The 26,279-nt window shown below is 52.0% G+C and carries 26 protein-coding genes and 2 pseudogenes; 13 read left to right on the plus strand and 15 right to left on the minus strand.

Features of this window, described 5'->3' with window-relative positions; translation table 11 throughout:
- Nucleotides 1–18 precede the first annotated feature (18 nt).
- Entirely contained in the window at nt 19–855 is an 837-nt protein-coding gene (locus tag AC07RN_RS00575; RefSeq protein WP_478335310.1) for a MipA/OmpV family protein, read from the plus strand.
- Between the two features lie 335 nt (nt 856–1,190).
- Here AC07RN_RS00575 and AC07RN_RS00580 read toward each other — a convergent pair whose 3' ends face one another.
- Nucleotides 1,191–2,084 carry an aldo/keto reductase family oxidoreductase gene (locus AC07RN_RS00580; protein WP_478335311.1) on the minus strand — a complete coding sequence of 298 codons (894 nt, stop codon included), beginning with the start codon at nt 2,082–2,084 and terminating at the stop codon, nt 1,191–1,193.
- Nucleotides 2,085–2,256: 172 nt separating this feature from the next.
- On the opposite strand from AC07RN_RS00580, the gene tcp reads away from it, so the two are divergent.
- Nucleotides 2,257–3,915, plus strand: coding sequence for a methyl-accepting chemotaxis citrate transducer (gene tcp, locus AC07RN_RS00585; RefSeq protein WP_407434813.1), 1,659 nt, complete (start codon nt 2,257–2,259; stop codon nt 3,913–3,915).
- 69 nt (nt 3,916–3,984) lie between these two features.
- Here tcp and smrA read toward each other — a convergent pair whose 3' ends face one another.
- Complete coding sequence (gene smrA / locus AC07RN_RS00590; RefSeq protein ID WP_478335312.1) at nt 3,985–4,548, minus strand: DNA endonuclease SmrA; 564 nt, start codon at nt 4,546–4,548, stop codon at nt 3,985–3,987.
- A 357-nt stretch (nt 4,549–4,905) separates the two neighbouring features.
- A pseudogene (locus AC07RN_RS00595) lies at nt 4,906–5,644 on the minus strand (LysR family transcriptional regulator); the annotation flags it as partial.
- 3 nt (nt 5,645–5,647) lie between these two features.
- Between AC07RN_RS00595 and AC07RN_RS00600 the strand changes: the two are divergent.
- The 3 genes and pseudogenes from AC07RN_RS00600 to fnr all read left to right on the plus strand — a co-directional run.
- Nucleotides 5,648–5,802 (plus strand): annotated as a pseudogene (locus tag AC07RN_RS00600) (AbgT family transporter); the annotation flags it as partial.
- 10 nt (nt 5,803–5,812) lie between these two features.
- Nucleotides 5,813–6,325: a methylated-DNA--[protein]-cysteine S-methyltransferase gene (gene ogt, locus AC07RN_RS00605; RefSeq protein WP_012017247.1), complete on the plus strand. Its 513-nt coding sequence runs from the start codon at nt 5,813–5,815 to the stop codon at nt 6,323–6,325.
- Between the two features lie 183 nt (nt 6,326–6,508).
- The gene (gene fnr / locus AC07RN_RS00610) at nt 6,509–7,261 is read left to right on the plus strand and encodes a fumarate/nitrate reduction transcriptional regulator Fnr (RefSeq protein WP_012017246.1); all 753 of its coding nucleotides are present in this window, start codon (nt 6,509–6,511) and stop codon (nt 7,259–7,261) included.
- A gap of 120 nt (nt 7,262–7,381) precedes the next feature.
- On the opposite strand, the gene AC07RN_RS00615 is transcribed toward fnr, so the two are convergent.
- Nucleotides 7,382–7,684, minus strand: a complete 303-nt coding sequence (locus AC07RN_RS00615; protein ID WP_012017245.1) for a hypothetical protein — start codon at nt 7,682–7,684, stop codon at nt 7,382–7,384.
- 136 nt (nt 7,685–7,820) lie between these two features.
- The gene (locus AC07RN_RS00620) at nt 7,821–8,018 is read right to left on the minus strand and encodes a hypothetical protein (RefSeq protein ID WP_041689389.1); all 198 of its coding nucleotides are present in this window, start codon (nt 8,016–8,018) and stop codon (nt 7,821–7,823) included.
- Nucleotides 8,019–8,306: 288 nt separating this feature from the next.
- Here AC07RN_RS00620 and uspE point away from each other — a divergent pair, with 288 nt between their 5' ends.
- Nucleotides 8,307–9,257, plus strand: coding sequence for a universal stress protein UspE (gene uspE, locus AC07RN_RS00625; RefSeq protein WP_012017244.1), 951 nt, complete (start codon nt 8,307–8,309; stop codon nt 9,255–9,257).
- A 61-nt stretch (nt 9,258–9,318) separates the two neighbouring features.
- On the opposite strand, the gene pntB is transcribed toward uspE, so the two are convergent.
- Both pntB and pntA read right to left on the minus strand, forming a co-directional pair.
- Complete coding sequence (gene pntB / locus AC07RN_RS00630) at nt 9,319–10,707, minus strand: Re/Si-specific NAD(P)(+) transhydrogenase subunit beta (protein ID WP_012017243.1); 1,389 nt, start codon at nt 10,705–10,707, stop codon at nt 9,319–9,321.
- A 10-nt stretch (nt 10,708–10,717) separates the two neighbouring features.
- Complete coding sequence (pntA, locus tag AC07RN_RS00635) at nt 10,718–12,247, minus strand: Re/Si-specific NAD(P)(+) transhydrogenase subunit alpha (protein ID WP_478335313.1); 1,530 nt, start codon at nt 12,245–12,247, stop codon at nt 10,718–10,720.
- 534 nt (nt 12,248–12,781) lie between these two features.
- Here pntA and ydgH point away from each other — a divergent pair.
- The 3 genes from ydgH to folM all read left to right on the plus strand — a co-directional run bounded on the left by ydgH (nt 12,782) and on the right by folM (nt 16,056).
- Complete coding sequence (gene ydgH, locus AC07RN_RS00640; protein ID WP_478335314.1) at nt 12,782–13,726, plus strand: DUF1471 family protein YdgH; 945 nt, start codon at nt 12,782–12,784, stop codon at nt 13,724–13,726.
- 184 nt (nt 13,727–13,910) lie between these two features.
- The gene (locus AC07RN_RS00645) at nt 13,911–15,293 is read left to right on the plus strand and encodes an amino acid permease (RefSeq protein WP_012017240.1); all 1,383 of its coding nucleotides are present in this window, start codon (nt 13,911–13,913) and stop codon (nt 15,291–15,293) included.
- A gap of 40 nt (nt 15,294–15,333) precedes the next feature.
- Nucleotides 15,334–16,056 (plus strand): dihydromonapterin reductase, encoded by a 723-nt coding sequence (folM, locus tag AC07RN_RS00650; protein ID WP_478335315.1) that lies wholly within the window; start codon nt 15,334–15,336, stop codon nt 16,054–16,056.
- Here folM and AC07RN_RS00655 read toward each other — a convergent pair.
- Complete coding sequence (locus AC07RN_RS00655) at nt 16,053–16,388, minus strand: GlpM family protein (RefSeq protein WP_478335316.1); 336 nt, start codon at nt 16,386–16,388, stop codon at nt 16,053–16,055. The genes folM and AC07RN_RS00655 overlap by 4 nt on opposite strands.
- 126 nt (nt 16,389–16,514) lie before the next feature.
- Between AC07RN_RS00655 and rstA the strand changes: the two genes are divergently transcribed.
- A complete protein-coding gene (rstA, locus tag AC07RN_RS00660; RefSeq protein ID WP_478335317.1) occupies nt 16,515–17,231 on the plus strand; it encodes a two-component system response regulator RstA in 717 nt (238 codons plus the stop codon).
- A 72-nt stretch (nt 17,232–17,303) separates the two neighbouring features.
- Here rstA and AC07RN_RS00665 read toward each other — a convergent pair whose 3' ends face one another.
- The gene (locus AC07RN_RS00665; protein WP_478335318.1) at nt 17,304–17,708 is read right to left on the minus strand and encodes a hypothetical protein; all 405 of its coding nucleotides are present in this window, start codon (nt 17,706–17,708) and stop codon (nt 17,304–17,306) included.
- A 424-nt stretch (nt 17,709–18,132) separates the two neighbouring features.
- On the opposite strand from AC07RN_RS00665, the gene AC07RN_RS00670 reads away from it, so the two are divergent.
- A complete protein-coding gene (locus tag AC07RN_RS00670; protein ID WP_478335319.1) occupies nt 18,133–18,618 on the plus strand; it encodes a GNAT family N-acetyltransferase in 486 nt (161 codons plus the stop codon).
- A gap of 164 nt (nt 18,619–18,782) precedes the next feature.
- Here the strand turns inward: AC07RN_RS00670 and AC07RN_RS00675 are convergent, their stop codons facing one another.
- Nucleotides 18,783–19,790 (minus strand): NAD(P)-dependent oxidoreductase, encoded by a 1,008-nt coding sequence (locus AC07RN_RS00675; RefSeq protein ID WP_478335320.1) that lies wholly within the window; start codon nt 19,788–19,790, stop codon nt 18,783–18,785.
- Nucleotides 19,791–19,891: 101 nt separating this feature from the next.
- Between AC07RN_RS00675 and AC07RN_RS00680 the strand changes: the two genes are divergently transcribed.
- Complete coding sequence (locus AC07RN_RS00680; protein ID WP_478335321.1) at nt 19,892–20,500, plus strand: TetR/AcrR family transcriptional regulator; 609 nt, start codon at nt 19,892–19,894, stop codon at nt 20,498–20,500.
- A gap of 814 nt (nt 20,501–21,314) precedes the next feature.
- Here the strand turns inward: AC07RN_RS00680 and AC07RN_RS00685 are convergent.
- Complete coding sequence (locus tag AC07RN_RS00685) at nt 21,315–21,701, minus strand: SecDF P1 head subdomain-containing protein (protein ID WP_478335322.1); 387 nt, start codon at nt 21,699–21,701, stop codon at nt 21,315–21,317.
- 527 nt (nt 21,702–22,228) lie between these two features.
- Here AC07RN_RS00685 and rstB point away from each other — a divergent pair.
- Nucleotides 22,229–23,527, plus strand: a complete 1,299-nt coding sequence (rstB, locus tag AC07RN_RS00690) for a two-component system sensor histidine kinase RstB (protein WP_478335323.1) — start codon at nt 22,229–22,231, stop codon at nt 23,525–23,527.
- Between the two features lie 6 nt (nt 23,528–23,533).
- On the opposite strand, the gene nikR is transcribed toward rstB, so the two are convergent.
- Genes nikR through nikC form a run of 4 tightly spaced genes read right to left on the minus strand, consistent with a single transcriptional unit; the run spans nt 23,534 to nt 26,275 of the window.
- Nucleotides 23,534–23,935, minus strand: coding sequence for a nickel-responsive transcriptional regulator NikR (gene nikR, locus AC07RN_RS00695; protein ID WP_012017233.1), 402 nt, complete (start codon nt 23,933–23,935; stop codon nt 23,534–23,536).
- Nucleotides 23,917–24,723, minus strand: coding sequence for a nickel import ATP-binding protein NikE (gene nikE, locus AC07RN_RS00700; RefSeq protein WP_478335324.1), 807 nt, complete (start codon nt 24,721–24,723; stop codon nt 23,917–23,919). The genes nikR and nikE overlap by 19 nt, the downstream gene beginning before the upstream one ends.
- Nucleotides 24,720–25,484, minus strand: a complete 765-nt coding sequence (gene nikD, locus AC07RN_RS00705) for a nickel import ATP-binding protein NikD (RefSeq protein WP_478335325.1) — start codon at nt 25,482–25,484, stop codon at nt 24,720–24,722. Before nikD ends, nikE begins: the two co-directional genes overlap by 4 nt.
- Entirely contained in the window at nt 25,484–26,275 is a 792-nt protein-coding gene (nikC, locus tag AC07RN_RS00710; RefSeq protein ID WP_478335784.1) for a nickel ABC transporter permease subunit NikC, read from the minus strand. Before nikC ends, nikD begins: the two co-directional genes overlap by 1 nt.
- Nucleotides 26,276–26,279 lie beyond the last annotated feature (4 nt).

Genomic DNA, 26,279 nt, shown 5'->3' on the forward strand with positions numbered 1-26,279 from the left:
TCCCTAAGGACTTCTTTAATGAGAAATTTCGAACTGCGTCATCAGTTCCTCCCTTCACTTTCGGGGCGCACGCTAAAAAAAATATTGCCGGGCGCGCTGCTGGCGTTACTGGTCTCTCCAGTGCTGGCGGCAGAACCGCAGCAAGGTAGCGGCTTAACGTTGGGAGGCGGCGTGGATGTTACACCACGCTATTCTGGTTCGAATGAAAACCGTGTCACGACGGCCCTTGTGTTTGATTACTCGATGCGTAATGGATTCTTCGTGAGTACCACGCAGGGTATCGGTTACGGCAACAGTATCGGCAACCTGGATTACAGTACTGCGCTGAGTTATCGCGCAGGCCGTAAAGATCACGATGTTGACAGCGACTCATTGAACGACGGCAGTGACAACCTGCGCGGTATGGGCAATGTCAAAGGGTCGGCTCTGGGTGTGGTGGGTCTTGGCTATAAGGTGACCGACTGGCTTCATTTGCAATTCCAGGCCGAGGTGCCGTTTACTGAACGAGACAATGGTGCGGCCCTGCATTTCGGCATTCTTAGCCCACTGTATAGCGGCTCGAAAGATACGTTAACGATGGCGCTGACCAGCAGCTGGGGGACGAGTGACTATATGCAGACGTACTACGGGGTCAGTTCATCACAGTCAGCCGCATCAGGGTTTGCTCCCTATGATGTCGGAACGGGGATTTATGCCTGGTCAATGAATGTGGACTGGACGCACAAGTTCAACCAAGACTGGAGCGTGGTAGCCGCAACGGGTTTTACACAGTTGGTGGGTGATGCACGCAACAGCCCGATTGTGCAACGGAAAGCATCGCCCACCGGGAGCTTGAAAGTGACATACAGTTTCTGATTGTTGTCCGACATTTGCCTCTCGGCAGATTGTGGCTATCCACCGTCAATGCATACACATTCGATCCGCCCCGATTCAGATTATGGGGCGGTATTCGACTTGCAGAATGACTCGGAGCCTCTGGCGCACATCAGCGTTCCCGATCTCTGAACCATTCATCTTTTGATCGGGTCATCTTTTGATCGGTATTAGTGGTCCACGCACTTGAGGCCTTTCACCGCCATCGGCGTGACAGGAAAAAATCTGTATCGCCAAAGAGATTGAAAACGCCTCCACGCCGCGCAGAATTTTGTCCGACTTAGCCTGAGGGCGCGTCCTGTTTTGCTTTTAGTCGCTTAATGCTGCGCAGTATTCCTCTCTTCAGAAGACGCGAGCGCATTGAGCGTATCCATCGCCTCGTCGGACAGCACAAGCTCTGCGGCGGCAAGATTTTCATGCAGATGCGTAACCGACGAAGTGCCAGGAATAAGCAAAATATTAGGTGAACGCTTCAGCAACCATGCCAACGCCACCTGCATTGGCGTCGCCTTTACTGCCTCCGCGACGGCCTGGAGGCCGGAAGACTGCAAGGGAGTAAACCCACCGAGCGGGAAAAACGGCACATAAGCGATGCCCTGCTCCGCCAGAGAATCGATCAGCGCATCGTCGCCACGGTTAACAATGTTGTAAAGGTTTTGCACGCAAACTATCGAGGCGATGCTCTGCGCTTCGGCGACTTGCGCGGCGGTCACATTGCTCAAACCTATATGTCTCACCAGCCCCTGACGCTGCAATTCGACAAGCGTGGTCAACGGCTCAGCAATGGATCCTTCTGCGGGTCCGTGAGCACTGAACATAATGCGTAAATTCACCACATCCAGCGTATCCAGCTGCAGATTTCGCAGATTATCGTGTACCGCCTGAGTCAATTCCTGAGCAGAAAATGCAGGGAGCCACGACGCATCAGCGCCACGCCGCGCACCAATTTTGGTCACAATCGTCAGGTCGTCCTGGTACGGATGTAACGCCTCACGTATCAGTTGGTTGGTAACGTGAGGGCCATAAAAATCACTGGTATCAATATGATTAACCCCAGTTGACACTGCTTCCCGCAGCACATCCAGCGCCGCGTCCCGGTTTTTCGGCGAGCCAAACACGCCCGGGCCGGCGAGCTGCATCGCCCCATAACCCACTCTTTTCACGCTACGCGTGCCTAACGTAAACGTGCCGCTTTTCTCGATATTGATCATTTTTTGATTCCTGTTCGACGAACTGAAAGAAAATTAAATTTGATAAATAGTATTCAGGGGAACAATAGGTTACATGAAGAAAAAGTTAGTTTAGTCACTGTTAAGTTAAAGTTTAGAGATACTACGTCGATAGTAATGGTGCAACTTCTGCACAACAATCGGGCGTCTTTTTATGCTGAAAAATCTGCACGTAATTACTGGGATCATTTTTGCACTTACGCTGTTCTGCCTGCTCCAGGTCGTCACGGGTGGCTTGTTCTACTCCGCAGTCAGCAATGATCGTCAAAACTTCCAAAATTCAGGAAATCTCAACGCGCAACAAGAGAGCCTGAGCGACAGCGTGAACACGCTGGTTAAAACGCGCGTTACCGTCACTCGCGTTGCGATCCGTTACCTTAAAAATCAGCGCGATCCCGCTTCTCTGGCGGCGATCAACAAGCTGCTCGGTAACGCCAGCACGTCTCTGGGCAAAGCTGAAGCCTATTACAGCGCATGGCATGAGATGCCGCCGGTGAACGGGCAGAGCCAGGAATTAACTGCCGAGATGCAGAAAGCATACACCCAGATGCACGAAGTCATGCGACTGTCGATCGAATATCTGAGCGCTGATAACTATCAGGCGTACGGCGATCTGGATGCCCAAGAGGCTCAGGACAAGATGGAAGCCGTCTACACGCGCTGGCGTGCAGAAAACAACACCCTGCTGAAGGCGGCTGCTCTGGAAAACCAAAACAGCTTTACCAGCATGCAGTGGACGTTGGGCACCATTTTGCTGGTGGTCATCGGCGTACTGATTGTGTTCTGGATGGGTTTGCAGCATCTCCTGCTGAGACCACTGCGCAGCGTGATGAACCATATTCGCACCATCGCCAGCGGCGACCTGACGCACACCATTTCTATCGACAGTCGTAATGAAATGGGTCAACTGGCTGCGGGTCTGCATGAAATGCAGCAATCGCTGGTGACAACCGTCAGCGCGGTACGTGGCAGCACCGATTCCATCTACACCGGCGCGGGCGAAATCGCGACGGGCAGCAACGATTTGTCTGCACGTACTGAACAGCAAGCCTCTTCCCTGGAAGAGACCGCTGCAAGCATGGAAGAGCTGACCGCCACGGTCAAACAAAACTCCGACAACGCCCGCCAGGCGACTCTGCTGGCAAAAAATGCCTCAGAAACCGCCGATCGGGGTGGAATGGTGGTCGATAACGTCATTCGTACCATGACCGAGATTGCCGACAGTTCACAGCAAATTGCCCACATCACCAGCGTTATCGACAGCATCGCTTTCCAGACCAATATTCTGGCGCTGAACGCCGCTGTGGAAGCGGCTCGTGCCGGTGAGCAAGGCCGTGGATTTGCCGTCGTTGCCGGTGAAGTCCGCACGCTGGCAAGCCGCAGCGCGCAGGCCGCGAAAGAGATCAAAGGATTGATTGAAAACTCCGTCAGCCGCGTGAATACCGGCTCCGGGCAGGTCAGCGAAGCAGGCAAAACCATGAAAGAGATTGTTGCGGCGGTGACGCGCGTGACCGATATCATGGGCGAAATCGCGTCGGCATCCGATGAGCAGAGCCGCGGGATTGAGCAGGTCAGTCTGGCCGTTTCTCAGATGGACAGCGTGACGCAGCAGAACGCCGCGCTGGTGCAGGAATCCGCCACGGCGGCGGCGGCGCTGGAAGATCAGGCCGAGCAGTTGCGCCAGGCCGTTGCCGCGTTCCGCTTGAATGCACAAGCGCAAAACAGCGCGCCGCGACCGTCGAATCTTAAAACACCGCAGGTATTGCGTCCGGCTGCGGCCTCTGCCTCAGACGGAAACTGGGAAACCTTCTGACAGTCATCTTTTGAAATGCGGGTGAATTATCGCCCGCATTGCTTTTCTGGCACTAAAAGCAAAACCTGCTTATCGACTCCGTTTTGCGTGTCGTTCCCAGTTTTCCAGTTTAGCGGCTTCGGATTTTTGCAGCGCAACATAGCATGCGCCATCACCACCGTGATGCGGCAGCGCTACGCAGAAGGCCTGCACTTCATCAAATTGTGTTAACCAGCGAGCCAGATAACTGCGCACAATATTCGGATGCGAATTATCTTCCCGGCCCTTTCCGTGAACGATGATCAGGTTGCGCAAACCATCGTGATGCGCCTGCCGAATAAAGCTAAACAGCATCTGGCGACACGGCTCAATCGGCTGGCGTAAAAGATTCAGACTGGCCTGTCGGGGATATTTTCCGTGACGTAATTTTTCAATTACGCCCTGCTGGACACCCTCACGCTGAAACGCCAGCGGTTCGGCGAGAGGCACTACGTCGAGAAACCCCAGCGTCAAAAAGTTATCAAGCTGAGTAACATCAACATTCTGACGGGTGCGCGAGTTACGATTAGGCTGCCAGTTGACATCCGTGGCACGTTTCAGGGGCTGGACATCTTCCATGGCGTCAAGAAAAATTGATTTGTCGTCTGGCTTCATGGAAATTCTCCGGCTACATCTGAAGGGGTACTATACCCGCGCCGGACGGGGGTCTCAATGCTCCAGCCACATCACTTCAGAAGCGATGACGACACAATCAAAAGTAATAACCACATGAAAAGAATTAACATGGCTAATATGAATGATTAAATCAACCTTAACCACAATTTAACTGTTAATTAATTTACCAATTTGAGTTAAAAATATGTGAATTTCGAGGTGCCATCACTTTATTTTTAAGTGAAACCTGTTATAACTAAATAAACCTGCAGAACGGAATAATGAAGCGGGATTTGCAATAGGATGAACTGCTGTGTGTACTGTAGGGTCTGTCCGATGTCGGCAGACTCTATTTTTTTATTGTTCGTCGCCGCTTAATATTCCGCGGGTATGTCTTCTGAATTGCGTAATTAACGACAACGTCAGCGGCGTTTGTAGGGAATCACGTCTTTGAATTAAATCATAAGCGGCTTTGGGTAAGGTTTCTTCGATCGGCAACATCGCCAGATGGTGCATCAGGAGCGGATCACAGCCCAGTTCTTGCGGTAAGGTACTCAAGAAATCGCTTTGCGCAACAAGGCTGATACAGGATGAGAATGTTTCGCATACAACGTCAATGCGCGGTATTTTTGAGCGATATTTAAACATGTCCTCCAGCTGCTTATAATAACTCTCACGAGGCGTCAGCATGCTCCAGTTATAATGCAGAAGCGCATTGATGGATTTAGCCCCTACCCCGGATGCCCTTTCCGACAAAATACCGCAAACGGTTTTTCGAAGCGTTTTTCAACGGTAAATTCGTGGTCGAATGGTCCCTGCTAATAGGTATTTATCGTAAAATCAAGTTCGCCCTGACGTAATTCGTTAATCATCGATACCCGTTGCCCTTCCATAATTCGTACTTTCACCAGCGGGTGCTGTTCATGAAAGCGCGTAATCACCGCAGGCATTAACTTACGGGCGATACTTCCCCCGTGCCAATGTTAATTTGACCGCCCAGCAGACCTTGACGCTGATGGATATCGTCCTGCTCCGCACGCCGTTCTTCGAGAATCAAATTTGCATGTTGATAAAAGCTCTCGCCGCATTCTGTGAGCGCCTTCAGCGCTATAAACCGGATGCCAAACTGGGTACCTACTATTCGCTGGTCTTACGTATCCGCTTATCTTTTTAGGGGTATGGCTGGTGATGTTAGTGGCGTGGTATCTTGTCGGACTGCCAATTGGACCGGGGATTTACCCACGGCTGAATTAAGGGAAAAAGGATGCTGAGATTACTCGAAGATAAGATTGCCACGCCGCTGGGGCCCCTATGGGTGATCGCCGACGAGCAGTTCAATCTGCGCGCGGTGGAGTGGGAAGAATACAGCAATCGCATGGTTGAACTGCTGGATATTCATTACCGCACCGGTTATGAACGCATCGGTGCTACCAATCCGGGCGGTCTGAGCGAGAAGCTGGCAAACTACTTTGAAGGCGATCTCAGCATTATTGATACATTGCCTACCGCAACAGCGGGCACGCCCTTCCAGCGCGAGGTGTGGCAGGCATTGCGCGCCATTCCCTGCGGGCAAGTGATGCACTACGGTCAGCTTGCCGAACAGCTCGGACGCGCCGGAGCGGCTCGCGCGGTAGGTGCAGCGAACGGTTCCAATCCGGTGAGTATTGTGGTGCCCTGCCATCGCGTGATTGGTCGCAATGGAACGATGACGGGTTACGCGGGTGGTGTGCAACGAAAAGAGTGGCTTTTGCGTCATGAAGGCTATTTGTTGCTGTAGAAACCAGGCTTTTAGTGCTTAATTTTCTTCCAGTTAGCACCAAATCCCACAGTCAAGCTGTGGAATTTCAAGAAGATGGCGACACAATGTCGCCACTTGTCTGTATTGATGGTTTACCAGGCTTACGTCTCCACTAAAAAGATGTTAAAATTGACCAATATCAATTAAAGCTTGAGCAGACCTATGATCCCGGAAAAGCGAATTATACGACGCATTCAGTCTGGCGGTTGTGCTATCCATTGTCAGGATTGCAGCATTAGCCAGCTCTGTATCCCGTTTACCCTGAACGAGCATGAACTTGATCAGCTTGATAACATCATCGAGCGCAAGAAGCCTATTCAGAAAGGGCAGACGCTGTTCAAAGCGGGGGACGAACTGAAATCGCTCTATGCAATCCGTTCTGGCACCATCAAGAGCTATACCATCACCGAGCAAGGCGACGAGCAGATCACTGGCTTCCATCTTGCTGGCGATTTGGTCGGTTTTGACGCCATCGGGACAGCTCATCACCCGAGCTTTGCTCAGGCGCTTGAAACCTCAATGGTGTGCGAAATCCCATTCGAAACGCTGGATGATCTGTCAGGCAAAATGCCTAATCTGCGTCAGCAGATGATGCGTCTGATGAGCGGTGAGATCAAAGGCGATCAAGACATGATCCTGCTGCTTTCCAAAAAGAATGCTGAAGAGCGTCTGGCAGCCTTTATCTACAATCTGTCACGCCGTTTCGCGGAACGGGGCTTCTCTCCTCGCGAATTCCGTCTGACCATGACGCGTGGGGATATCGGTAACTATCTGGGTCTGACCGTTGAAACCATCAGTCGTCTGCTGGGTCGTTTCCAGAAAAGCGGCATGCTGGCGGTAAAAGGCAAATACATCACCATCGAGAATGGTGAAGCGCTGGCGGTTCTTGCGGGTCACTCGCGCAACGTCGCATAACGCACTTTTCTCTTTACCGGGTCAACGATTTTTTGGCCCGGTATTAAAACTCCCCCTTCTTCAACGCGTTAAATACTCATCCCACTCTTATTCGGCTTGCATGTGACTCCAGCACTTCAATTATTTAAAGAGTAATGAAGAAAGCCCGACAAACATAACCATGCCCATAATCACCTGGATTAAGGCAACAAAAAAAGCAAGAACACCAAGCACGGTGATTTTTCTACGAAGAATGAACGTGATACCTGACAGTACAGCACTAAACAGAATTGTTTTAACGATGTAACTCAGCGGCACTAGCATCGCATAACCTGTATGTATGCCAGCTAGCCCCATCAGACCGATCAATAACCCCCCGCAAAATCCCCATCCCCAGAACGTCATCGGCAAGCTTAACTGCCCTGTCACCAATTTTTTTACCACAATCGCCTTCTTTTATAATCCATGACTGCCAGGGTTGTGCGCATGTCTCTCGTCGCTGGCAAATATCAAATGAGCCATTCACGTTTCAGAACTCATTGCGTGTCTATGGCGTTAACCCGGTCACCGTGTCAGTTTCTCATACGCCTTTGCGCACAAGCGCCGCAGCCTGTAGAAAAACCTCATCCTCCACGCCATCACCCTTCTGCCTACCGAGTCTAACCAGTTCACCGACAACACTGTCCCGATTGATGGGTTTCTGCGCGGAGACCAGGCCAATCACTGCCGCGCCGATTGCCAGCCCCACCAACCCCGTCTGTTCATCTTTATTCTTCATCGATTTGCTCCTTTAAACCCTCAAAAAGAGTAGCACCACCCGGCAAACACTCAACATGTTCCGCCAGCAGACACTACGCTTCAGCGTCTCAAGCTGACAGGTGGCTTCCTGTGATGGCCAAAAGATCGGCTTAATCCTGGAAAAATTTACGGGAATCAACATATAAAGGCGTTCATCAATAAATTCTCACGATTTATTGATCTGGTAAAACTTCTCCCCTGTTTCATTCAACATATATAGGTTACTCTTTTAATTACAGACTGTGGTGACAGTAGTAAGGAGACCTGTATGGCAAAGTATCAAAACATGCTGGTGGCCATCGATCCTAATCAGGACGATCAACCCGCATTACGTCGAGCTGTCTATTTACATCAACGGATTGGTGGCAAAATCAAAGCGTTTTTGCCCATCTATGACTTCTCATACGAAATGACCACCCTTCTGTCGCCTGACGAACGCACGGCGATGCGTCAGGGAGTGATCAGCCAGCGTACCGCGTGGATCCGCGAGCAGGCAAAATATTACATCGATGCGGGCATTCCCATTGATATCAAAGTGGTGTGGCATAACCGTCCCTTTGAGGCCATCATCCAGGAAGTGATTGCCGAGAAACACGACCTGCTGCTCAAAATGGCCCATCAGCACGACAAACTGGAGTCGGTGATTTTCACCCCGACCGACTGGCACTTGCTGCGTAAATGTCCGTGTCCGGTGTGGATGGTCAAAGACCAGCCATGGCCAGAAGGCGGAAAAGCACTGGTCGCCGTGAACCTCGCCAGTGAAGAGGATTATCATAATTCTCTGAATGAAAAACTGGTCAAAGAGACGATACATCTCGCCGAGCAGGTCAATCATACCGAAGTGCATTTAATTGGTGCTTATCCGGTCACGCCGATTAATATTGCCATCGAACTGCCTGAATTTGATCCAAGCGTGTATAACGATGCGATTCGCGGTCAGCATCTGCTGGCAATGAAAGCCCTCCGCCAGAAATTTGGCATCGACGAGAAAATGACCCACGTTGAAAAAGGTCTGCCTGAAGAGGTGATTCCTGATTTATCGGAGCATTTGCAGGCAGGTATTGTGGTGCTGGGAACCGTCGGGCGAACCGGTATTTCCGCAGCCTTCCTGGGCAACACGGCTGAACAGGTCATTGACCATTTACGCTGCGACCTGTTGGTGATTAAACCGGATCAGTATCAAACGCCTGTGGAACTGGACGACGAAGAAGACGATTAAAACCGGCTTCACCGCCATAAAAAAAGCCGCCATCTCTGGCGGCTTTTTCACATTTTACGTCTTAAAGCGATTTCAGAATTGCATCCACGCTGGCTTTAGCATCGCCAAACAGCATGTGGGTGTTCTCTTTGAAGAACAGCGGGTTCTGTACGCCTGCATAGCCAGTGTTCATTGAGCGTTTGAAGACGATAACGTTCTGCGCCTTCCACACTTCCAGAACAGGCATACCGGCAATTGGGCTACCCGGATCGTCCTGCGCCGCAGGGTTAACCGTGTCGTTCGCGCCGATGACCAGAACCGTATCGGTGTCGGTGAAATCATCATTGATCTCATCCATCTCCAGCACGATATCGTATGGCACTTTCGCTTCTGCCAGCAGAACGTTCATGTGCCCCGGCAGACGACCCGCAACAGGGTGAATACCAAAACGCACTTTGATGCCGCGAGCACGCAATCTCTCGGTAATTTCTGCCACCGGATACTGCGCCTGCGCCACCGCCATGCCATAGCCTGGGGTGATGATTACCGTATGCGAGTTTTTCAGCATATCAGCGGTGTCTTCAGCAGTAATTTCGCGGTGCTCACCCACCTCTTCATCGCCCGTAGACGTGGCACCGTCGGTACCAAATCCACCTGCAATCACGCTAAAGAAGGAGCGGTTCATCGCCTTACACATAATGTAAGACAGGATTGCACCCGAAGAACCCACCAGCGCACCGGTGACGATCAGCAGGTCGTTGCTGAGCATAAAGCCCGCCGCCGCTGCCGCCCAGCCTGAGTAGGAGTTCAGCATCGACACCACAACCGGCATATCCGCACCGCCGATAGACGCCACCAGATGCCAGCCAAATGCCAGCGCGATAATGGTCATCACCAGCAGCGCCAGCACTTGCATGCCCACGCTTTCGGTACGCACAAACACGACCAGCAGCAGGAAAGAGACCACCAGCGCCGCAAGGTTCATCTTGTGGCGGTTTGGCAACATCAGCGGCTTAGAGGAGATCTTGCCGCGCAATTTTCCAAACGCAACGATAGAACCTGTGAATGTCACCGCACCGATGAAGATGCCAAGGAAGACTTCGGTCAGATGAATATTGACCAAAATCGGCTCCATACCCGGTTCGTGATACAGGTAGCTGTTAAAGCCAACCAGCACCGCCGCCAGACCCACAAAGCTGTGCAGAATCGCCACCAGCTCTGGCATCTCGGTCATTTCAACGCGTTTTGCCAGACGAATACCAATCGCGCCACCGATGATCATCGCCACCAGAATCCATGCCACGTTGCCGGTATCCGGCCCGAAGATCGTCGCGATCAGCGCGATCGCCATCCCGGCGATACCAAAGTTGTTACCCCGTTGCGACGTTTCGTGCTTGGAAAGTCCCGCCAGACTGCAAATAAACAGGATCGCAGCAACAATGTATGCAGCTGTAACTAATCCTCCAGACATATGCTACCCCTTAGCCTTTACGAAACATTTTCAGCATGCGCTGAGTCACGGTGAAACCACCGAAAATATTGATACTGGCGATAAGCACCGCGATAAAGCTCAGGAAGCTGATCCAGCCGCCATGCCCAATTTGCAGCAACGCCCCGACCACGATGATCCCGGAAATAGCGTTTGTCACCGACATCAGCGGCGTATGCAGTGCGTGAGAAACGTTCCACACCACGTAGTAACCGACGACACAGGAGAGCGCAAAGACGGTGAAGTGACCGAGGAACTCTTTCGGCGCGACGTCTGCCAGCCAACCGAACAGAATAATCACCAGCGCCATCAGCGCATATTTACGCCAAGGGGAAACCGGTTCAGCCGGTTCTTTCGGCGCAGGAGCCGCTTTTGGCGCGGCCTTAGGCTGAGCAGAAACCTGAATTGGCGGAGCGGGCCAGGTGACTTCGCCATCGCGAACCACGGTCACACCGCGTACGACGACATCATCAAAATCAACGGTCACGTTGCCGTCTTTTTCTTTGCACAGCAGCTTCAGCAAGTTGACGAGGTTCGTACCATACAGCTGAGAGGACTGTGTCGGCAGACGTCCCGGCAGGTCGGTATAACCAATGATCTTCACGCCGTTCGCCGTGGTGAAGATTTCGTTCGGAACGGTGTATTCGCAGTTACCGCCGTTTTGCGAAGCCAGGTCGACAACTACACTACCCGCTTTCATGGAATCAACCATTTCACGCGTGATCAGCTTCGGCGCCGGTTTGCCTGGGATCAGGGCGGTGGTCACGATGATGTCGACGTCTTTTGCCTGCGCGGCAAAGAGCGCCATCTCGGCCTTAATAAACGCCTCAGACATCACTTTCGCGTAACCGTCGCCGCTACCCGCTTCCTCTTCGAAATCCAGCTCAAGGAACTCGGCACCCATACTCTGCACCTGTTCTTTCACTTCCGGACGGGTATCAAATGCGCGAACAATTGCGCCGAGGCTGTTCGCCGCACCAATCGCTGCCAGACCGGCCACACCCGCACCGATCACCATCACCTTCGCAGGGGGCACTTTACCTGCAGCGGTAATCTGCCCGGTGAAGAAACGCCCAAATTCATGCGCCGCTTCAACAATGGCACGATAGCCCGCAATGTTAGCCATTGAACTCAACGCATCCAGCGACTGCGCGCGAGAAATACGTGGCACAGAATCCATTGCCATTACCGTGACACCGCGTGCGGCCAGCTTCTCGATGAGTTCTGGATTTTGCGCCGGCCAGATAAAGCTCACCAGCGTCGTGCCTGGATTCAGTAAAGAAATTTCGTTCTCTTCAGGTGCGTTCACCTTCAGAATCACCGGCGATTGCCAAATCTCAGCGCCGTCGACGATTTCGGCGCCAGCCTGAATAAATGCCTCGTCATCGAAGCTCGCCAGTTTGCCCGCGCCGCTTTCGACCGCGACGGTAAAACCCAGTTTAAGCAGCTGCTCGACCGTTTTCGGCGTTGCAGCTACGCGGGTTTCATTGGCAAACCGTTCTTTTGGTACCCCAATACGCATAGTTTTCCCTTCCATCGGTTCTTGATGATGGTTTGTCGATAAATGACCGCGGTTCGCATTTGCTGTCGCCCGATCACGACCTGACGAATGTATAACCACGGAAAATAAAACAGTAACAAACTTTCTATAACCTACTGAAAATAACGCTTGTGATCCACCGCAAGAAAACACTATTTCTGACTTTATCTGTGAAAAATAAGTGATCACGGTCTCTGACCGACATATTTACCTTATTTTCAGCGCCAGGCCCGATAAATAGGTCAAGCGAAGCGGTAAAAACATGATATAGCCCCACATTAGAACAACCCATTAACATTAAATTAACTCGTGAAAGTCATATGCCTAATCAGTTTTACTGTTCAAACGCCTGTTTATTCAACATATCACTAAATGTTATCGAACTTAATCCTGACCTCAGCACCGGCTGCGAAAAATGGCGCAGACAGCGACAGGTTTTAAATGCCATAATCGGCGACGATTTCAAATTAACAACAACACCAGCACCTGGTTTGCGCATGGCGAAGGATTATTTTTATGAAGCTTAAGAACACTCTCCTGGCGTCCGTACTTCTTTCTGCGACCGCCTTGTCCGCTAACGCGGCGACAGAATTAACGCCGGAGCAAGCATCAGCGTTAAAACCTTTCGATCAGACTTCCATTGTGGGTCGTTATAACACTATTAGCGAAGCCGTAGCTGCCGCATCAAAACTGGCCGATAAAGTCGGTGCAGACTCATTCTACGTGATTGATTCTTCCGATCATGGCAACAGCGGTAACCAACGCGTTACGGTCGCTCTTTATAAAAACGATGCACCCAAAGCTGACGCGCCAAAAAATCGTGTGATCAACGGCGTAACGGAACTGCCAAAAGACCAGGCGATTGCGCTTGAGCCTTTTGACACCGTCACCGTTCAGGGTTTCTATCGCAGCCAGCCAGAAGTGAACGACGCCATCACCAAAGCCGCGAAAGCGAAAGGGGCAGCCTCTTTCTATATCGTGCGCCAGGTGGATGCTAACCAGGGCGGCAATCAGCGTATCACTGCTTACATTTATAAAGCTGATGCGAAAAAACGTGTTCTGCAGAGCCCGGATGCGATTCCAGCGGATTCAGAAGCTGGACGTGCAGCGCTGGCGACCGGCGGCGCAGCGGCTAAGGCCGTTGAGATTCCAGGCGTGGCAACCTCTGCTGCACCAAGTTCTGATGTGGGCCGTTTCTTTGAAACGCAATCCTCTAAAGGGGGTCGCTATACCGTAACCCTGCCGGACGGCACTAAGATTGAAGAGCTGAACAAAACTGCCGCAGCGCAGATGGTTCCGTTCGACAGCGTGAAGTTCACCGGCAACTACGGCAACATGACGGAAATTTCGTACCAGGTCGCTAAACGCGCGCAGAAGAAAGGGGCTAAGTATTATCACATCACCCGCCAGTGGCAGGAACGTGGTAATAACATCACCATCAGCGCCGACCTGTACAAGTAACACCACGGGTCTAAAAAGGCGGCGCAATGCCGCCTTTTTTCTTAATTTGATCGAAATTCTGCCTCACATCATTGCATGCCAGCAAGACACTCCGTAAAATCCCGCGCCTTAGTGTGATCCACCATTTTTATGCGCCTGTGCGAAATAATTATTCTGGATTTGGACCTTTCATAACAGGAAGCCAATGGAAAAGAAACTTGGCCTGAGCGCATTAACTGCGCTTGTTTTAAGCTCCATGCTGGGCGCAGGCGTCTTCAGTTTGCCGCAGAATATGGCCGAAGTCGCCAGCCCGGCGGCATTGCTCATCGGTTGGGCCATCACCGGCGTGGGGATCCTCCTGCTGGCGTTTGCCATGTTATTGCTAACGCGTATCCGCCCGGATTTAGATGGCGGGATATTCACTTATGCGCGTGCAGGATTTGGCGAGTTAATCGGCTTCTGTTCCGCCTGGGGTTACTGGTTGTGCGCGGTGATCGCCAACGTCTCCTATCTGGTAATTGTGTTCTCCGCCTTGAGTTTCTTTACTGATACCCCTGAACTGCGCTTCTTCGGTGATGGCAACACCTGGCAATCTATTGTCGGCGCGTCGGTTCTGCTGTGGCTCGTCCATTTTCTGGTCCTGCGCGGCGTGCAGACGGCGGCAAGCATCAATCTGGTGGCGACGCTGGCAAAACTGGTCCCGCTGGGCCTGTTTATCGTCCTGGCATTTGTCGCGTTTCGTCTCGACGTCTTCACCCTTGATTTCAGCGGCGTGGCGCTGGGCGTCCCCGTCTGGGAACAAGTCAAAAACACCATGCTCATCACGCTGTGGGTGTTTATTGGGGTAGAAGGCGCAGTGGTGGTTTCGGCAAGGGCACGCAACAAACGCGATGTCGGCCGTGCCACGCTGCTGGCCGTTTTGGCTGCGTTAAGCGTCTATCTGCTGGTCACGTTGCTGTCTATTGGTGTGGTTGCCCGTCCAGAACTGGCGCAAATGCGTAACCCTTCTATGGCCGGCCTGATGGTCAAAATGATGGGTTCCTGGGGCGATGTGGTGATTGCTGCGGGGCTGATTGTTTCGGTTTGCGGTGCCTACCTGAGCTGGACGATTATGGCGGCAGAAGTACCCTTCCTTGCAGCCACGCACAAGGCGTTCCCGCGCTTGTTTGCGCGTCAGAATCAGAACAGCGCGCCCTCTGCGTCTCTGTGGCTGACCAACATCAGCGTGCAGGTATGTCTGGTGCTGATCTGGCTCACAGGTTCGGACTATAACACTCTGCTCACCATTGCCTCAGAGATGATTCTGGTACCCTATTTCCTTGTTGGCGCCTATTTGCTAAAAATAGCCACCCGTCCCGTGCATTACGTGGTGGGTGTCGGTGCTTGTCTCTATGGGTTATGGTTATTGTATGCTTCCGGCCCGATGCATCTCCTGCTTTCCGTGGTACTTTACGCGCCGGGTCTGCTGGTGTTTATTTATGCCCGCCGCACGCATCAGCTTAGCCATGCTCTGAAACGGCGCGAACTGGCATTGATTGGTCTGTTACTGGTTGCATCCGTACCGGCAACGTGGATGTTAATGGGATAAGCGCACACTTTCCCATTGTCGAACTGAAAAGGAGAAAACGATGGGAAACGCGCCACAACGCCCCATTCTGATTACGGGTGGAGGCCGACGTATCGGCCTCGCCCTTGCCCACCACTTTCTCACTCTCCGCCAGCCGGTTATCGTGAGCTATCGCAACGAATATCCCTCGATAGAAGGATTACGCCAGGCAGGTGCCACCTGCATTCAGGCCGATTTTTCTACTGACGAAGGGATTCTGAGATTTGCCGAAACGGTGAAGTCCAACACCCGCGGATTGCGCGCCATCATTCATAATGCCAGCGCATGGCAGGCTGAAAAACCTTGCACACCGCTCAGCGAAACGCTCGCCTGCATGATGCAGATCCACGTTCATGCGCCTTATCTGTTGAATCATGCGCTCGAAGAGTTGCTTCGCGGCCACGGCCATGCCGCTGGCGACATTATTCATTTTACCGATTACGTCGTCGAACGCGGCAGCGATAAGCACATTGCCTATGCGGCAAGCAAAGCGGCGCTGGACAACATGACTCGCTCTTTTGCGCGCAAGTTAGCGCCGGAGGTAAAGGTCAACGCCATCGCACCTTCGTTAATTCTGTTTAACGAAGAAGACGATGCGGAATACCGCCAGAAAGCGCTGAATAAATCGCTGATGAAAATTGTGCCGGGCGAAAAAGAAGTGATCGACCTGATCGATTATTTACTGACAAGTTGCTACGTCACGGGGCGTTCGTTTGGCGTCGACGGCGGTCGTCCACTGAATTAGTGAAAACGGCTCCAGAAGAAGATTAACACCCAGGCGCTGAGGCTCCAGCACACCACGGCCCCGCACAGCGCCAGCGGTAAACGCATCATCGCCGTGAAATACCACAGCGACAGCAGATAAATAAAATAGGGAATTATGGACCACATGCCAAACACGATGGTGGTCCGCAACGCTTCAATTCCACGCTCAGACGCCACAATGTAGTGAGCGATCAGCGCAAACGTCGGAAATAATGGAATCAGGCCCGCAATATAATAATTCTTCGTTTTCGCCAGCAGGCCAATCAATACCGCCACCAGCGCACCCAGCGCCGCCTTCAACAAAAGCGCCATCCTTTTCCCTTAACAATCAAATAACAATAACGGCCAGAATAGCGGAACTGATGATAATTATGAAAGATTAATGGAAGGTTAAGGTTACGCGGTGTATGTTGACATTTTTCGCGATACAGACGTTTTATGAATAAGATCGTTTTTGTTGAGGATGAACCCGAAGTTGGCCAGCTTATCGCCGCCTACCTCGGAAAACACGATATGGACGTTGTCGTTGAGCCTCGCGGTGACCGCGCTGAAGAGGTCGTGCTGCGTGAAAAACCCGATTTGGTCCTGCTGGATATCATGCTACCAGGCAAAGACGGTATGACCGTGTGTCGCGATTTGCGCGCGCATTGGGACGGCCCTATCGTTTTGCTCACCTCGCTTGATAGCGATATGAACCACATACTGTCACTGGAAATGGGGGCGAACGATTACATTCTTAAAACTACGCCGCCTGCTGTTCTGCTGGCACGTCTGCGTCTTCATTTACGCCAGCGTGTCGCCGCTGAAAACCAGACGCCGTCCCCGGCTCTTACGCCGTACAAAGCCATGCGCTTCGGCACGCTATCGATTGACCCGGTGAATCGACAGGTTCTACTGTCGGGCACGGATGTCGCCCTTTCGACTGCCGATTTCGACCTGCTGTGGGAACTGGCCACGCATGCCGGTCAGATTATGGATCGCGACGCGCTGCTGAAAAACCTGCGCGGCGTAAGCTACGATGGGATGGATCGCAGCGTTGACGTCGCTATTTCGCGGCTGCGTAAAAAATTGCTGGATAACGCCACCGAACCCTACCGCATCAAAACCGTGCGCAACAAAGGTTATCTGTTCGCTCCGCACGCCTGGGAAACCTGATACCTTCATCATGATATCCAAGCCTCAGACGGGGCTTGGACTTTTTTAGAGTGCTATCAACAACACCTTTATTTATCGAGCCGCCGCCAGCGTGACATTTGGTGCTTTAGGTTTGAGTGTGTACATGCCGCCGTTGAAAGGGTCCACAAGCAGGTAACCAATCAGTCCGCCAAATACTAGATTCCCACCAATGTACCAGCCATTCGCAGAGTGCCTCACAGGCAACGTATTCGGCGCGTATCCCTCTTTGGTGAAGGTAATCTGGTAATCTTTACCCCCAAAATAACTGCCGTCAGATTTATCCAGAACGACGCTCTGCGGCGTGGTACCGGAAGTCACGATCATGCCTTGTTCATCTTTAATTTCAAACTTAGCGCCCTGCGGATTACTATTAACCTGCACCGTTTGCGTACTGTCGCCCACAATGGTGGCACATCCGGTTAGCCCAAACGCCGCCAACATAACGCATAAAACCATCAACTTTTTCACAAACACCTACTGCCTTTATGATCCTTAGCCGAAATTGGCGGGTAGACATTATTTTTCGTTAATGTATACAGCAATGCGCGAGATCAAGGAAAGTTTGCGAAAGTGCTTTTCAGCGTGTTTTTTAGCACTATTTCAGAGCCGTTTTGCATCTTTTAGAGGGTGTGAGGCTAAAAAGGAGAGTTTTGTGGATAGGCAAAAAACGTTTATGCCGATCCCCTGAATGCATAACGGTGCACTTGCTGACGAATTTAACGTTCATTTTGTGCAGGAGCGGACATTTCTGAAAAAATGCTTGCTCTGCTACATCAATATTCGATTTGCATTCATGTTGAAATAATGACAATACATGTTCTTCATGTCGATAAATAACGTACCCCTTGCGTTGGTCGCTAATAGTTTTATGAGGTAATAAATGGATTTGTTATTAGAAAAGTTTTCTGAAATACATTTTTCGGACTATTTAAAACTCGTCAGCAATAGAGACGTTATGGCGATGATCACAGAGCGCACCATCCCCTGTGATGAGGCTGCCCGTGATTTCAAGCTCATACTCGACGACAATGCTCGCTATTCTGATTTGGGCTATTACAGAATCACGGGTGATAAGCAGGATAATTTTATCGGCCTCGCCAAGCTAGCCTCTGTGGCTGACCAACCAAACACCGCCGAAGTTGGCTATATGCTGCTGCCGGAGTATTGGGGGCTGGGTATTGCAAGCCAGGTTACCGCAATACTGATTGAGCAGGCCCGTACAAATCCTGAAATATCTTCGCTGATTGCGATTATCGATCCTGCCAATCTGCCATCAAAAAAGATCCTGACGAATAATAGTTTTATCACGCGGGAGTTTAGGGATTTTGAGGGTCTGCCCGGCGAAATCCTGCACCGGGCAGTATAAAGCCTCTCTAAGATTGTTGGCACCTTGAGAGACTTGCTCATTCTTAAGGTGAGATTTTCCTCTCTACTTTTGGGCAGAATGACACTGCGTTGTCAGCCCGCGGGTCAGTATCAAAGAAACTCGTACGCACTGGACGTTTGCCGGTTTTGATTTTCTGCGGATATTTACGACAGCGGGAGTGGCAGAAGTTGCCCTTCCTCCTCCGCAAGTCGCGTCAGGTAATGGTCCGCATCCAGAATCTGATAAGGAAAATAAAGTCCCGGTGCAACCGGTGGCTTTCCATCCAGCCCGATCAGTCGTTCAAGAAGCAGGGCAATTCCCATGCCCGTCAGGGGCGCTGTTCCACCGGGATGAACGACTCCGCTTCGGGTACGAAGAGTCTGTCCAGACTGGTCGAGACCCGAAATATCGATAATGATTTCGGTCGAGAACGTTTCGCCTGCACGTCGACTCGAACTAACACCCATACCCAGATCAAACTGCACGCTCTGCGCGCCTGTCGCAGTTGCCAGTCCAGCCACGTCGATCGACGAGAAGCCTGTGGCCTCGATTTCGGTACCGTCGAGCGCCTGGAATGTGGCCTTCGCGTCATTTCCTTCGCGCCATAGATAAACGCCATCGCGACGGGTGAGCGCTGCGGGCATCAGGTGATGCAGATACTCGAAATCAGCAGCGACCGCAGGACCGCCAACATCCTGCTCATCAACCAGAGCACCGATACGGATTTCATGTACCTCGCTAAATGACTTGCTAAGATGAAGCGCAGGCACTGTCGTGGCACCGACCAACCACTCATAGCCCAGTAGCACTGCCGACGCACCCGGGGCATTCATAAAGCTTGCGATTTCTTGAGCAATCTCGAATACACCGGAAGATATACTCAGATGGGGTACGCCTCGTGACTGAGCAAAGCGCAGTGCGGCAAGCGTATGGTCTTTATAGAGAACGACCACCGCACTGACTTTTCGATCGCCAAGCCCCAGGTCTGCGCAGGTAGTGTCGATCTCTACACCCTCCGCAATTCCCATTTTTGCCGCCGCGCTCTGCGCCCTGGATAAGTTACGCCCCCCTATCAGCAAAGGGAGATTGGGATACGTTGCACGAATTGCCCGGGCAGTCTGGCGACCAATAGCGCCGGTGCCACCCAGCAGTAAAACAGGATCAAATGACATAAGCATGATTCCTTATTAACGTGATAAGCTACCAAAAGTAGGAACAGTAGCATCGTATTTGACCGAAAGCTACTTTTAGTAGGTTTCGTAGGAAGGATATAATGAAAGAACACAATCCCCCGGCAGCCAGGTCGCCTGCCCGAAGACTGTCGAAAGCGGAAAGACGACAACAACTTCTCGACACTGCACTTCTGATCGTACGGGAGGAAAATGCGGATAAGCTGACCCTTGGACATCTGGCTGTACGTGCAGGCGTCTCAAAACCTGTGGTTTACGATCACTTCGAAACTCGTTCAGCGTTGCTGATTCAGCTGTATCGGTGGATCGATATGGAACGGGTCAGGACGTTTACTGATGCCATGAGCGCGGCCCCCCGAAGCCAACAGGAAACTGTACAGGTGCTGGCGAGCGCCTATATCCACTGCGCTGCGGATAAAACTGATGAATTTCACGCAGTAGGTGCGGCGCTGGCAGGCAGTGAAGAGAAGGCGATGGTTTTCCAGGAACTTCTGGATAATTGCGTCGCCATGTTTGTGTCCGTCTTAACGCCGCATGTAAATATGTCAGCACAGGCGTTACAGCAGTGCTGCATTGGCCTGGTCGGTGCAGGAGAAGCATTATCCGTGGCGCTTACTCGTGGGCGGCTGGAAGAAACAGAAGCCGTTACAGCCTTCGCCTCGCTGATCACAGGGCTGATGCAAACAAAATAAAGCAGAACGTTGGGCCTGAGTGCGGAGTGGTATCATTTCAGGCGCAGTAGCAGCGCGTTGCTACTGCGCCGAATGCTCTAAAGATTCTCGTCCACTTTAAAATGCATTGCTCTGCCCCCTTAGTTCCCCGATAACGGTGAGATACAGAACAGGATGCAGAAAGTTATTCATGGCGGTCAGCAGGACCATTAATGAAAATAAGCGGTTGTTAGATAGCCATCGCAGAGCATGACCGACATCTTTTTTGATAACGACAGGTTCTGCAACTTCCGTAAAAACCGTAAAAATACCAAACAGAAAAGAGAAAAGAGAAAAGAGAAAAGAGAAAAGAGATCGCCAGTATCGCGAGCAACCCGTAGTTATGAAGCAGATTCACTGAAAAAAATAAATAATACTGTGCAAATTATCCTACCAAACTCACTGACTTTAAGTGTCTGAATTTTGTTTCTTTTCTCGATAAAAGTTGAAGAAACAATTTTGATTAAAACAACCGGGCAGTAAAAGGCAAAAACGCACCAACTTATCTGTACAGGGTTCAACGCCTGGCTTAGTGCAATCAGAGGTAATGCAATATGATATATTTCGATCCCTAGCAGAGAAAACGCTGAGCTGGCGACAAAGAAATTGAAATTTTTATTCATAACCCCTCTATTCAGAAAGGAAAATCAGTTCTTTTCTTTCCTGTTAACTGTTTCCTCAGAGTGCATTACCATCAATAAGATGGCACTCACAATCTACATCCCGTATTAATCCCATAAGATGTAACAGTAAGAATATTATAAATACAAACGGCAACACCCCAGCTTGATTAGACTCATTCTTCACGAGCAGAATAATCATCAATGATCTGCTTAAGCACTATTGTTGGTGTATTATAGACAGGAATTTTCATACCACTCCTAAGTGGCTGAACAATATTTGCTATCGAAATAACATTACCTTTATAGGAAATTTCCATTAGTTTTCCGATATTTTCACGGGTGAGCGAAAAAAGGTTTTCTGCCCCCTTATCTGTGAAATTTAATGCAAGATGATTCTGCTCGTAATCCGTTTTACTTTTAATGTAGCTAATAGATTTAATACTCTCTGGGACGAACAATATCGACTTGCCATTCACGGAGAATTCAAAGTCTCCCTTATCCGCGAGGGCCATATTCGACAGTATAAGTGCAAAGGATAGTAAAATGGTTTTGATGTACATAACCCCTCCGTTTAAATAGGTATTTTATCATCTAATTCAGTCGGTTAGTGCTATCTTATTCACACTTCTCGATTATTCTGTAACACGGATGATAAACCATCTTCATACGCTCTTACTCCGCCCTGAGCCTACCTGAAGGCGTCCTTTAGTTCTGCGACCACGCAATTCAATGCAGACGTGATACGGCGAAGGTGCTCATAATGCACCTTATTGTGTGAGTTCGATTAACGCGATCTGGAACCTTGCCGTTCGTATACCGAACATCCGACGCCGCCGCCCTTATCAAACGCGTCATACGTTTGCATGTTGGTTGTTGTCAGCCGAGGCAAACCCTGCTTTCATAGCAATTCAAATGGCACATGAACACACGCAGAGGGTTTATACCCTTTACTCTGCCTGGATACATGCTCTGGACGGCGATAATACTGCGTTCCTCAACAAGCGCACAGACGAATACACCACTGCCCCCATGGTGCCTCCGGTCGTAAAGAAGTTTAGCTAACTCATTGTATTAATGGTGTGATTTCATGAAAAAGCTGTTTGTGCAGTTTTATCTTTTGCTGTTTGTCTGTTTTCTGGTGATGACCATGCTGGTCGGGCTGGTCTATAAATTCACCGCCGAGCGCGCAGGAAGACAGTCTCTGGATGACCTGATGAAAAGCTCGCTCTATTTGATGCGCAGCGAATTACGTGAAATCCCGCCGCACGACTGGGCGCGGACGCTGAAAGAGCTGGATCTGAATCTGTCGTTTAATATGCGCATCGAGCCGCTCAAAAACTACAGTCTGGATGCCCCCACCGCGCAGCGCTTGCGCGAAGGCGACATCGTGGCGCTGGACGACCAGTACACCTTTATCCAGCGAATCCCGCGCAGCCATTACGTGCTGGCTGTCGGCCCAGTTCCGTATCTCTATTTTTTACATCAGATGCGACTGCTGGACATGGCGCTGATGGCTTTTATCGCCATTTCGCTGGCCTTTCCGGTGTTTATCTGGATGCGTCCGCACTGGCAGGACATGCTGCGGCTGGAGGCTGCCGCGCAGCGCTTTGGCGAGGGGCATCTGACGGAACGTATACATTTCGACAGCGCCTCCAGCTTTGAACGGCTGGGCGTCGCCTTCAACCAGATGGCGGATAATATCAACGCCCTCATTGCCAGTAAAAAGGCGCTGATCGACGGCATCGCGCATGAGCTACGTACGCCGCTGGTGCGCCTGCGCTATCGTCTGGAGATGAGCGAAAACCTTACCGCTGCTGAGTTGGTGGCGCTTAATCGCGATATCGGCCAGCTCGAAGCGCTGATCGAAGAGCTACTGACCTACGCCCGTCTGGATCGTCCGCAAAATGAACTCAAACTCAGCACACCGGATTTTTCGGCGTGGATAAGCAGCTATGTTGAGGACGTGCAGAGCGTCAATCCGCAGCGTGAGCTGTTACTGGACAATCACACCGGCGATTATGGCGCGCTGGATATGCGCCTGATGGAACGCGTGCTGGACAATCTGGTGAATAACGCCCTGCGCTATAGCGAGAACCGACTGCGAATACGTTTACAGCTGAACGGCAGCGAGGCGAGTTTATCGGTCGAGGACGATGGACCCGGGATCGCGGCCGAAGAGCGCCATCGCGTATTTGAACCCTTCGTGCGTCTCGACCCGAGTCGTGACCGTGCCACTGGCGGCTGCGGGCTGGGTTTGGCGATTGTTCACTCGATCTCTCAGGCCATGGGCGGGCACGTTAGCTGCGAAGTCAGCGATCTGGGCGGCGCGAAATTCTGCTTTAACTGGCCGGTCTATCACCACATTGCTCTGCCTGCGGCGGTTTGATGCCGGCTATTCGTCGTCAGGCAGACACTGCAGGTGACCGTGGCGCACACCGCGCTGGGCGATAACATCATCAGCAAAATGCTGGATATCGCCCATATCGCCTTTTAACACCGCGATTTCCAGACAATCTTCATGACTGACGTGAACGTGCAGCGTCGCGACGGACAAATCGTGGTGGTGATGTTGGGTCGACACCAGACGCCGTGCCAAATCGCGCTTTTCATGTTCGTAGACGTAAGACAGCACCGCAAACCCTTGCGTGCCGTGTTGCTGAGCGGTTTCCTGCGCCAGCGCTCCGCGCAAAATATCGCGAATCGCTTCCGAGCGGTTGTTGTATCCGCGGCGCTGGCTCAGGCTATCCAGCGTCTCCAGGAGATCATCATCAAGCGTTATAGTGACACGTTGCATCGGGTTTCAGTCTCTTGAGGCGCGCGACGGCGCACGGGATAAGCGGGAAGCACCGCGTTCTGCAGCATTCTTCCCGCAACGGATGAAAACGTGAGTGCCTCACCCACGACTTGTGTTTCAACGATTTGCCCCTGATCCATGACCATCACGCGGTGACAAAAACGCTCCACTAGCCGTAAATCATGGGTAATAAACAGGCAGGCGGTGCCAAACTGCTGCTGGAGTTTTTTGAGCAGACTAATCACCCCCGCCTGAAGCACCAGATCGAGATTAGAAACGGCTTCATCAAGGATCAACAGTTTGGGTTCAACGGCGAGCACACGTGCCAGGCAAACGCGCTGCAACTGCCCCCCGCTGAGCTGCGGCGGGCGTTTAGACAACAGACTGTCGTCCAAATCCACCGCCTGTAACAGCGACCTGGCGCGCGCCAGTTGTTCGGCTTTAGATAACGTCAGAAGATGACGCATCGGTTCACGCAGAATGTCGCACACCGTTTTACGCGGATTCACGGCGCTGATTGAATCCTGGAAAACCATCTGCACATCGCGGCGAAAGGCTTTCTGTTGTGCCCGGCTGAGGCGCGCGAGGGACTCCCCTTGCCAGAACACTTCGCCCTGACGGGGTGATTCCAGCCCCACCAGTAAACGCGCCAGCGTGCTTTTCCCACATCCACTGCGCCCAAGCAACGCAACGGTTTCACCGGATGTCAGGCTCATCGACACGTCGCGTAATACCGTCTGTGACGGCGAATACGCGTGTGAAAGCGCGGAGACAGAAAGTAACGTCATGATGCCAACTCCATGCCATAAAGCGCCAGATGTGCGGCCACCAGATTACGCGTGACGCGATGCTGCGGCGTATGAAACACCGCCTCAACGTCGCCCTGCTCCACAATCACACCGTTGTCCATGACCGCGACGTCATCCGCCAGACGCGCCACAACGCCCATATCATGTGTGACTAGCAGCATTCCAGGGGCGCGCGTTTGCATGATTGAACCCAGCAAATCCAGGATCCGGGCCTGAGCGACGGCATCCAGATCGGTGGTCGGTTCATCAGCGACAATAAACGGGGCATCGCACAGCAAGGCCATCGCGATCATCATTCGCTGCAACATCCCGCCGCTCATTTCGAAAGGGTAAAGTTTTAAAACGCGATGCACCTCTTCCAGCCCGACCGCGCGTAAAGCGGCGAGAAGTGCGTTGTCATCAGCGGGCTGGCCGACTGCCAGACACGTCTCGCGCGCATGAGTCGCCATGGAATGCAGCGGATTAAACGCGCTGCGCGGATTTTGCATAATCGTGGCGACCGTTTTCCCTCTCAGCGATTGGGGGGAAATCCGTGAACCGTCAGCCAGCAGTTGTCCTGACGTCTGGCGAACGCCCGCAGGCAACACGCCGAGCGCGGCGGCGCAGGTCAGTGATTTACCGCAGCCGCTGCCGCCCACCAGCGCCAGCACGCGCCCTCGCGTAAGCGTGAGCGATACGCCCTTTACCAGCGGTTTGTCCGCATCAATTACTATATTGCGTAATTCGATCTGCTGCGGCATCAGTGGGCATGCTCCGTCTCAAGATGTGGATCAAGGTGATCGCGCAGAGCGTCACCCACCAGATTAAAGGCCATCACGCTGATGAACAGCGCCAGACCGGGCCAGAACATTTGCAGCGGCTGAGTCCAGATATACTGGCGCGCGTCGTTAATCATGACGCCCCATTCCGCGGTAGGCGCCGTCACGCCCAGCCCTAAAAACGACATCCCGGCGACGTGCAACATCATGTGTCCGATATCCAGCGTCGCCAGCACCAGCAGCGACGGCAGCGCAGCACCCGTCAGATGATCGATAAAGACGCGCACGTGCCCCGCCCCAGAAAGACGCGACGCCAGCACAAATTCCCGCTGCCGCAGTGAAATAACCAGACTGCGGACCATGCGCGCATACCAGGCCCAGTGCGACAGCGCGATAGCGATAATGACGTTGGTCAGACCCGTTCCCAGAACGCCCACCAGGAAGAACGACAGAATGGAGGTCGGAAAGGTCATAAACATATCGGCCACACGCATGGTCAACTGATCGACTCGCCCGCCCAACAGCCCTGCCGCGCCTCCTATCGTCAGACCCAACACCAGCACCAGCAACAGACAGGCCATCACCGATCCCAGCGATACGCGTGTTGCCGCGAGCAGACGGGAGAAAATGTCGCGCCCGAGATGATCGGTCCCCAGCCAGTGCTGGCTGTCGGGCGATAGCAAACGCGCGGGTAAATTAATGGCGAGCGGATCGTACGGCAACCACCACTGGCTGGTGAGTGCGATAGCCGCGAGCAACACGATGATGATCATCGCC

Source organism: Lelliottia sp. GFLA7 (genome assembly GCF_056490165.1).

Coding starts and splice junctions, on each gene's coding strand:
- pntA (WP_478335313.1), bottom strand. CDS start 12,247: ATGCGTATTGGGGTACCAAAAGAACGGTTTGCCAATGAAACCCGCGTA.
- fnr (WP_012017246.1), top strand. CDS start 6,509: ATGATCCCGGAAAAGCGAATTATACGACGCATTCAGTCTGGCGGTTGT.
- AC07RN_RS00580 (WP_478335311.1), bottom strand. CDS start 2,084: ATGATCAATATCGAGAAAAGCGGCACGTTTACGTTAGGCACGCGTAGC.
- AC07RN_RS00665 (WP_478335318.1), bottom strand. CDS start 17,708: ATGGTTTTATGCGTTATGTTGGCGGCGTTTGGGCTAACCGGATGTGCC.
- pntB (WP_012017243.1), bottom strand. CDS start 10,707: ATGTCTGGAGGATTAGTTACAGCTGCATACATTGTTGCTGCGATCCTG.
- smrA (WP_478335312.1), bottom strand. CDS start 4,548: ATGAAGCCAGACGACAAATCAATTTTTCTTGACGCCATGGAAGATGTC.
- nikR (WP_012017233.1), bottom strand. CDS start 23,935: ATGCAACGTGTCACTATAACGCTTGATGATGATCTCCTGGAGACGCTG.
- AC07RN_RS00685 (WP_478335322.1), bottom strand. CDS start 21,701: ATGTACATCAAAACCATTTTACTATCCTTTGCACTTATACTGTCGAAT.
- AC07RN_RS00680 (WP_478335321.1), top strand. CDS start 19,892: ATGAAAGAACACAATCCCCCGGCAGCCAGGTCGCCTGCCCGAAGACTG.
- folM (WP_478335315.1), top strand. CDS start 15,334: ATGGGAAACGCGCCACAACGCCCCATTCTGATTACGGGTGGAGGCCGA.
- AC07RN_RS00645 (WP_012017240.1), top strand. CDS start 13,911: ATGGAAAAGAAACTTGGCCTGAGCGCATTAACTGCGCTTGTTTTAAGC.
- nikE (WP_478335324.1), bottom strand. CDS start 24,723: ATGACGTTACTTTCTGTCTCCGCGCTTTCACACGCGTATTCGCCGTCA.
- uspE (WP_012017244.1), top strand. CDS start 8,307: ATGGCAAAGTATCAAAACATGCTGGTGGCCATCGATCCTAATCAGGAC.
- AC07RN_RS00675 (WP_478335320.1), bottom strand. CDS start 19,790: ATGTCATTTGATCCTGTTTTACTGCTGGGTGGCACCGGCGCTATTGGT.
- AC07RN_RS00670 (WP_478335319.1), top strand. CDS start 18,133: ATGGATTTGTTATTAGAAAAGTTTTCTGAAATACATTTTTCGGACTAT.
- nikC (WP_478335784.1), bottom strand. CDS start 26,275: ATGATCATCATCGTGTTGCTCGCGGCTATCGCACTCACCAGCCAGTGG.
- rstB (WP_478335323.1), top strand. CDS start 22,229: ATGAAAAAGCTGTTTGTGCAGTTTTATCTTTTGCTGTTTGTCTGTTTT.
- AC07RN_RS00620 (WP_041689389.1), bottom strand. CDS start 8,018: ATGAAGAATAAAGATGAACAGACGGGGTTGGTGGGGCTGGCAATCGGC.
- rstA (WP_478335317.1), top strand. CDS start 16,515: ATGAATAAGATCGTTTTTGTTGAGGATGAACCCGAAGTTGGCCAGCTT.
- ogt (WP_012017247.1), top strand. CDS start 5,813: ATGCTGAGATTACTCGAAGATAAGATTGCCACGCCGCTGGGGCCCCTA.
- AC07RN_RS00575 (WP_478335310.1), top strand. CDS start 19: ATGAGAAATTTCGAACTGCGTCATCAGTTCCTCCCTTCACTTTCGGGG.
- nikD (WP_478335325.1), bottom strand. CDS start 25,484: ATGCCGCAGCAGATCGAATTACGCAATATAGTAATTGATGCGGACAAA.
- ydgH (WP_478335314.1), top strand. CDS start 12,782: ATGAAGCTTAAGAACACTCTCCTGGCGTCCGTACTTCTTTCTGCGACC.
- AC07RN_RS00655 (WP_478335316.1), bottom strand. CDS start 16,388: ATGGCGCTTTTGTTGAAGGCGGCGCTGGGTGCGCTGGTGGCGGTATTG.
- tcp (WP_407434813.1), top strand. CDS start 2,257: ATGCTGAAAAATCTGCACGTAATTACTGGGATCATTTTTGCACTTACG.